Origin of the sequence: Pseudomonas sp. D(2018) (assembly GCF_005502555.1) — a bacterium.
In the GTDB taxonomy this organism is placed as follows: domain Bacteria; phylum Pseudomonadota; class Gammaproteobacteria; order Pseudomonadales; family Pseudomonadaceae; genus Metapseudomonas; species Metapseudomonas resinovorans.
The window spans coordinates 70,527-76,930 of sequence record NZ_SCOK01000026.1; the positions used below are offsets into that span (position 1 = coordinate 70,527).

Sequence of the window (6,404 nt, forward strand, 5' to 3'; positions counted from 1 at the left end):
CGAGCCCGGATTTCAAGCCTGCTCGTCAATCGAAGGCGGCGTCGCACTCGGCGCCTTGCTGACCACCACCATGGCGGGACGCAGCAGACGGCCGTTGAGCAGGTAACCCTTCTGGAACACCTTCAGCACGCTGCCCGGCTCGACATGGGTGCTTTCTTCCATGGCCATGGCCTGGTGATGCTCAGGATTGAAGGGCGCACCATGCGGATCAACGGCTTCCAACTGGTAACGCTTTAGCGTGTCGTGGAACAGCTTCAGGGTCAGTTCCATGCCCTCGCGCACCGGCTTGATCGCGTCATCAGAGGCACTGGTCAATTCCAGGCCACGCTCAAGGCTGTCGACGACCGGCAGCAGGTCGTTGGCGAATTTTTCCAGGGCGAACTTGTGCGCCTTCTCCACATCCTGCTCAGCGCGGCGGCGGATGTTCTGCAGCTCGGCGGCAACACGCAGCGACTGATCCTGGGCCGCGGCCAGTTGCTCTTCCAGCACCTGTACGCGGGTGGCGAGATCGTCACCGGATGCGGTTTCGGCAGCGGGATTCGCTTCGGGGGTCTGGTTATCCAGGGTCTGTTCGTCGGCCATGCCTTCCTCCTCATACAAGACAGCTGCGGGTAAAGACCCGCTGATATGTCCGCCTATATGGGGCCGCAATTTGTCGGTTCAAGGGGGAGAGGCAATTGTCAGCCAGAAAACAAACACTGTATAAATACACAGCCACCTCAGCGCGGGAGTCGCACCATGCTGGTACATCTGTCGATCCATAACTACGCCATCGTCGAGCACCTGGACCTGGAGCTCGAGGGCGGCATGTCCGTGATCACCGGCGAAACCGGTGCCGGCAAGTCGATCATGCTCGATGCACTGGGCCTGACCCTGGGTGATCGCGCCGACAGCGGCGTGGTGCGCCCCGGTGCCGACAAGGCTGACATCCTCGCCAGCTTCGATGTCAGCAACATTGCCGAAGCCCGCGACTGGCTGGATGAACGCGACCTCGAGCAGGACGGCCCCTGCATCTTGCGCCGCGTGATCACAGCCGAGGGTCGTTCACGCGCGTATATCAACGGCACCCCTTGCCCGCTCGGCGACTTGAAAAGTCTCGGCGAGCTCCTGATCGATATCCATGGCCAGCACGAACACCAGTCCCTGCTCAAAGCCGACACCCATCGTCGCCTGCTTGACGAGTTCGCCAGCGCGAGCGACCTGGCTCGCCAGGTGCAGCTAGCGGCCCAGCGCTGGCGGCAAACCCGCCAGGAGCTGGAACGCCTGTCCCGCGCTGGCGACGAGCAGCGTGCCCGCCACCAACTGCTCAGCTATCAACTGGACGAACTGGAAAACCTTGCCCTGGGCGAGAGCGAGCTGGAACAGCTGGAACAGGAGCATAAGAACCTGACCAACGCCGAAAGCCTGCTGGCTGCCTGCCGACAGGTCACTGACATGTGCAGCGAGAGTGATGCCGGCAACGTGCTCAGTGCACTGACCGCCAGCCTCAACCGCCTCACTGCCTTCCATTCTCAGCCGGGCGCCCTGGCCGAAGCGGTCAATCTGCTGTCCAGCGCGCAGATCCAGGTCGAGGAAGCCATGGGCGAGCTGAACCGCTTCCTAGACCACTTCGACGCCGACCCCGAGCGCCAGCAGGCACTGGAAGAGCGTCTCGACACCATCTACACCCTGGCGCGCAAGCACCGGGTACAGCCAAGCGAGCTGGCCGAGCTGCAACAGAAGCTGCTGGACGAGCTGGAAGCCCTCAATGCCGACGACGAAGCCGCTGAGCGCCTGGCCGAGGAACTGGCCGCCTATGCACGTCACTACCAAGAGAAAGCCGCGGAACTGAGCAGGCTGCGCGGCGAGGCGGCCGGCCGCCTGGCAGGCGCAGTGGAAACCGAAATGCAACGCCTGGGCATGCCCGGCGGACGCTTCAACATCCAGCTGCATTCCAGCCAGGTCGATGAACCTCAACAATATGGTCTGGAGCAGGTTGAGTTCCTGGTCAGCGCCAACCCCGGCCAGCCACTGAAGGCACTGGCCAAGGTCGCCTCGGGCGGCGAGCTGTCCCGCATCAGCCTGGCCATCCAGGTAATCACTGCGCAGACTTCCCGCGTGCCGACCCTGGTCTTCGACGAAGTGGACGTGGGCATCGGCGGCCCGACAGCCGAAGTGGTGGGCCAACTGCTGCGCCGGCTAGGTGAGCGCGGCCAGGTACTCACCGTTACCCACCTGCCGCAGGTCGCCGCCCAGGGTCATCACCACCTCTTCGTACACAAGGAACGCGGCACCCAGGAAACCCGCACAGCGGTGGCCAAGCTGCAAGAAGCACCGCGCATCGAAGAGATCGCCCGCATGCTGGGTGGCGTCGACCTCACCGAGGAGTCCCTGGCCCACGCGAGGAAGATGGTGACCAGCGCCCAGGGCTGATCCCAGAAACGAAAAAGGCGACCCAGAGGTCGCCTTTTTGTGCGCGAAGTGCTTACTTCTTCTTGCGCACGTAGAGCACCAGATTGTGGTCGACCAACTCGAAGCCACGCTCCTTGACGATCTCCTTCTGGCGCTTCTCGATCTCCGGATCGAAGAACTCGATCACTTCGCCGCTATCGACGCACACCATGTGGTCGTGGTGGCCGCTGTCAGCCAGCTCGAACACCGCATGACCGCCGTCGAAGTTATGGCGCACTACCAGGCCCGCCGCCTCGAACTGGGTCAGAACCCGGTAGACAGTGGCCAAGCCGACGTCTTCGCCAGCTTCCATCAGGGCCTTGTAAACATCCTCCGCGCTCATGTGGCGCTGCTCGGTGGAGTCGAGCATCTGGAGGATCTTGACCCGAGGCAAGGTCACCTTCAGGCCGGCTTTACGCAGTTCGTTGTTTTCAACCATGGTCAGCTTTCTCGAGGAATGCAGCTTTCGCAGCTTCCCTTAATGCAGGTATGATCGGGACTTTTGATGCCCGTCCAAGATAGTGGAAGTCTCCCACCGATGCAAAACACCAAGCTCCTGCTGACCAGCCTCTCCTTCGCAGGCTTGCTCGCACTCGCCGGTTGCTCGTTCCCCGGGGTCTACAAAATCGACATCCAGCAGGGCAACGTCGTTACGCAGGACATGATAGACCAGTTGAAGCCCGGAATGACCCGGCGTCAAGTGAGGTTTATCATGGGCAACCCGCTGATCACCGACACGTTCCACGCCAAACGCTGGGATTACCTCTACAGCATCCAGCCGGGTGGCGGCCAACGCTTCCAGGAACGCGTCAGTCTGGCGTTCGACAATAACGACCAATTGATCGGCCTGGCCGGCGACTTCATGCCCGGCGTGAGCCGTGATGAAGCAATTCTCGGCGGCGAAAGCTCTACCACGACCGCCCCGGCCAAACCTGAGCAGCAAGCGCAGCCCAAGGCCGAAGAGCCGGCAGCACCTGGCTCCCTGCTGGAGAAGATCCAGAAAGAAGTGGATAGCGCAGAACCTGTACCGGTCCCGATTCCGGAACCGCTGGAAACCTCGCCGCAATAACCTGCGGCAACAAAAAAGCCCGGGCTGGTCCCGGGCTTTTTCATGGACGGCGCTATTATGCACCAGGCGCACAACTGCTTTTGATTCAATGGGTTATTGGCGCGGCCAGCACTGAATCAGTGCTATTCAAATCAGCTTGGCCGCATTGAATGCCACTCGCTCGCGCAGCTTAATGCAGACATCACTGCAATGTCTGTCTTTCAAGTCATTAGTAGGTATTTTTCAGCCTAATGACTGGAATTGTAGTCATTGCAGACTCATCACGGCTTTACAGATTTAGACATGAGTTCATAAGCCTTCTTGGGGATTGCCGGCCCTTGAAAGCTGATGCATGTGGCGAACTCAATGGATGGAGCATGGGTCAAGAAATCCATTGGTCGACGCAGCCCCCTCCTGGAAGGCCTTTGGCTGTGCACTCATAGCTCCGTTCATCGCTTCAATCTGAAGCGGCATTTGACGATTATGCGATTACGTGGTTAAATTAAATCGTCAATCAAGAAGCGCTGAGGCACCTCATGGACTCACACAAACCAATTCAGGCCACCATCGATACCCTGGCGGCTGTTATCGAGAAAACTCAGGATGCAGCGGGGCTCCCCGTGCGCCTAATGAAACTGCTTACCAATGTTTTCCAGCAATGGTCTGAGGAAAAAACCAGTGAGAACTTGGGGTCTCTCACGGATGCAGAGCTTCTTCAAAAGCTTGCAGTCAGCGGATCAGTAGCAGGAGCTTTGAGCACTCGGGAAACTCGAAAACAAGCTCGGCGCGTAGCTGCAAAGATTGATTTTTTTGAGAAACTTACAGAGTTTGGAGGCGTATTGAAGAGTCAGAACGCGGCCAACGTGCTCGGTGTAACCAGGCAGACGATCAATAACCATATAAAGAAGGGCACTCTGATCGCGATACAGGAAGGCAATGACTACCTATACCCAGCATTTCAGTTTGTCGGGAACGATAAACTGCCTCATCTCGAAGAGATTTTGGGGCTTTTGAAAAATGTCAGTGCTGAAGCTCAATGTACATTCTTTCTGAACTCTATTGCCTTGACGGGCGGGGAGACCGAACTTCCATACGTTCTTCTGAGAAACGGCGCTACCGAACAACAATTGAGCGCTATCAAGCGCGAAGCTGCTCTTTTCATGAGCTCGACGCCTAGCTAGAAAACAGCGCACCCAAAGATGGGGCGCTGTCTGAGTAGTTGGAACAGGGCTTAGGAACCAAGCACCTTATAGCCAAGGATTTCTGTCAGGATCTCCTCAGCGTCAATGCTGTCGCCTTCAAAGCCTTCAGGGAGTTCGCCTCTATATTCGAACTCTGTAAGCTTTGTCATCCTTACGGTTTTCACCGTTGAGGTTTCACCTGGAGCAATCCACAGTGCATAGCAGCTATGGCCGTCCGGGTGATGGCGCGACTCGTAAGCGATACCGTCGAAAGGCCTGCCTGGCAGCCGCGCTACCGCCGCCACAATTTCTTGCGTGAGCGTGTAGTCAGGGCCGGTCACTTCGTCCACTGTCCGTCCCAATTTGGATAGACAGGGCTTTAGATCCAGCAGGTTTAGCTCTCGCATCGTTTCAACTACGCACATATCTCTAGACTCAAGATCTGTGGCATTCAATACAATACCAAGCCCTTTCGCTTCTTTAGGCCTTAGCCTTCCGAAAGTTTCGGCCAGCGCTCCAGTCGGATGTTCAGCCCCATACCAGACCCCAATTTCTTCTTTGGGATCATTATACCTTCCCAATTCTTTAGGCTTCTTGGGAATACCGTAATGCTCTGCATTTTCATGCCCGGCACCCTGAACTCTAAATGCAATTGAACTGCTCGGAATAACCTTCCGGTTCAACTTCTCTTCAGAATTTAGCCTTTGAATTAGTTGTCCGAATTTTTCAATATCGTCGTCGTCTGTACTCATTCACAATAACTCCGTAAAAGATAGGTTTTGTCATAAGTTCACCATTGAAAGGTTTCTTACGATTAAAGAACGCTGGTAAACCAGCGGCGCCGACACCCGTCGAGCGCGCGAGAATTCTATCACCTGGCCTTCATCCGTTTGATGTCCTCTGCCAGGACTTTTACGTCTAACCGGGATTGCCGATTTCAGGGGACTCCGGCACCAGATACTTCAAGGCCGTCAGATGCTGGAGACGCTGGCCGAGCCCCTGGCTCATATGGCACAAGCCTTTTCGCGATGGCCTCGCAATGCCCCTGGTGATAGCTTGGGCGAGTGTCATGGAACTTCCCGAGTGGAGAAAGCATGCGGGAAGGTGTGGAGGGAGAGAGCACCAGTTATAACTGGCACAAATCAGATAAGGTGCCTTATGAAATAGCCCCCACAGCTCTTTCTTTTGGCTTGCGCAATCACCTTTTGGCAGTAGACTTAACACTGTCTATCCATACAGTGTTGGCGCAATGGCAGCATATTTCTGGCTCAAAAAGGAGGCTCTGACGACCTCGATGAGCGACCTAGATGGTCTCTCGGAGGCGCAGGCGCATGCCTTCCTGTCAGGAATGCGCTGGCAATCAGAAGATCATCAGGTATGTCCGGACTGCGGCGTTCGCGACAAGCATTATTTCCGTTGCACGCGACTGCAATGGAGCTGCAAGCATTGCTTCAGCACGTTCTCGTTGACCAGCGGAACCGCTTTCCACGGGCATAAACTCAAGTACCGCGTTCTGCTCAAGGCCCTGTTTTACTTCGCCATTAACCAGAAAGGGCTTTCGGCGCTTGCGCTCAGACGCTACCTGGGGGTGCAGTACCGCACGGCCTATCTGCTGATGCATAAAATCCGTGATGAATCGCCCCGGGTTCTGTGGAGGCCGTTTCGTTTAAGTCAGGCCGCCATGGCCTGACCTGCTTGTTGCTGGTGGAAGTTTGCCTCAGCCTCCGCGGGCGGGATATATCCGA

7 protein-coding genes are annotated in these 6,404 nt (G+C 57.0%); 4 read left to right on the top strand and 3 right to left on the bottom strand.

What is annotated here, in order from left to right; genetic code table 11:
• Nucleotides 1-12: 12 nt before the first annotated feature.
• A complete protein-coding gene (grpE, locus tag FFS60_RS17390) occupies nt 13-582 on the bottom strand; it encodes a nucleotide exchange factor GrpE (RefSeq protein ID WP_028629995.1) in 570 nt (189 codons plus the stop codon).
• A 156-nt stretch (nt 583-738) separates the two neighbouring features.
• Here grpE and recN point away from each other — a divergent pair, with 156 nt between their 5' ends.
• Complete coding sequence (recN, locus tag FFS60_RS17395) at nt 739-2,412, top strand: DNA repair protein RecN (RefSeq protein ID WP_137822652.1); 1,674 nt, start codon at nt 739-741, stop codon at nt 2,410-2,412.
• Between the two features lie 52 nt (nt 2,413-2,464).
• Here the strand turns inward: recN and fur are convergent, their stop codons facing one another.
• Nucleotides 2,465-2,869, bottom strand: coding sequence for a ferric iron uptake transcriptional regulator (gene fur, locus FFS60_RS17400; RefSeq protein WP_028629993.1), 405 nt, complete (start codon nt 2,867-2,869; stop codon nt 2,465-2,467).
• A gap of 99 nt (nt 2,870-2,968) precedes the next feature.
• On the opposite strand from fur, the gene FFS60_RS17405 reads away from it, so the two are divergent.
• Together FFS60_RS17405 and FFS60_RS17410 are read left to right on the top strand one after the other, a co-directional pair.
• On the top strand, nt 2,969-3,499 hold the full coding sequence (locus FFS60_RS17405; protein WP_028629992.1) for an outer membrane protein assembly factor BamE: 531 nt from the start codon (nt 2,969-2,971) through the stop codon (nt 3,497-3,499).
• A 515-nt stretch (nt 3,500-4,014) separates the two neighbouring features.
• The gene (locus tag FFS60_RS17410; protein WP_137822653.1) at nt 4,015-4,659 is read left to right on the top strand and encodes a helix-turn-helix domain-containing protein; all 645 of its coding nucleotides are present in this window, start codon (nt 4,015-4,017) and stop codon (nt 4,657-4,659) included.
• Nucleotides 4,660-4,709: 50 nt separating this feature from the next.
• Here the strand turns inward: FFS60_RS17410 and FFS60_RS17415 are convergent, their stop codons facing one another.
• Nucleotides 4,710-5,411 carry an RES family NAD+ phosphorylase gene (locus FFS60_RS17415; protein ID WP_137822654.1) on the bottom strand — a complete coding sequence of 234 codons (702 nt, stop codon included), beginning with the start codon at nt 5,409-5,411 and terminating at the stop codon, nt 4,710-4,712.
• A 497-nt stretch (nt 5,412-5,908) separates the two neighbouring features.
• On the opposite strand from FFS60_RS17415, the gene FFS60_RS17420 reads away from it, so the two are divergent.
• On the top strand, nt 5,909-6,349 hold the full coding sequence (locus FFS60_RS17420; protein ID WP_137822655.1) for a transposase: 441 nt from the start codon (nt 5,909-5,911) through the stop codon (nt 6,347-6,349).
• Nucleotides 6,350-6,404 lie beyond the last annotated feature (55 nt).

Coding starts and splice junctions, on each gene's coding strand:
- grpE (WP_028629995.1), bottom strand. CDS start 582: ATGGCCGACGAACAGACCCTGGATAACCAGACCCCCGAAGCGAATCCC.
- recN (WP_137822652.1), top strand. CDS start 739: ATGCTGGTACATCTGTCGATCCATAACTACGCCATCGTCGAGCACCTG.
- fur (WP_028629993.1), bottom strand. CDS start 2,869: ATGGTTGAAAACAACGAACTGCGTAAAGCCGGCCTGAAGGTGACCTTG.
- FFS60_RS17405 (WP_028629992.1), top strand. CDS start 2,969: ATGCAAAACACCAAGCTCCTGCTGACCAGCCTCTCCTTCGCAGGCTTG.
- FFS60_RS17410 (WP_137822653.1), top strand. CDS start 4,015: ATGGACTCACACAAACCAATTCAGGCCACCATCGATACCCTGGCGGCT.
- FFS60_RS17415 (WP_137822654.1), bottom strand. CDS start 5,411: ATGAGTACAGACGACGACGATATTGAAAAATTCGGACAACTAATTCAA.
- FFS60_RS17420 (WP_137822655.1), top strand. CDS start 5,909: ATGGCAGCATATTTCTGGCTCAAAAAGGAGGCTCTGACGACCTCGATG.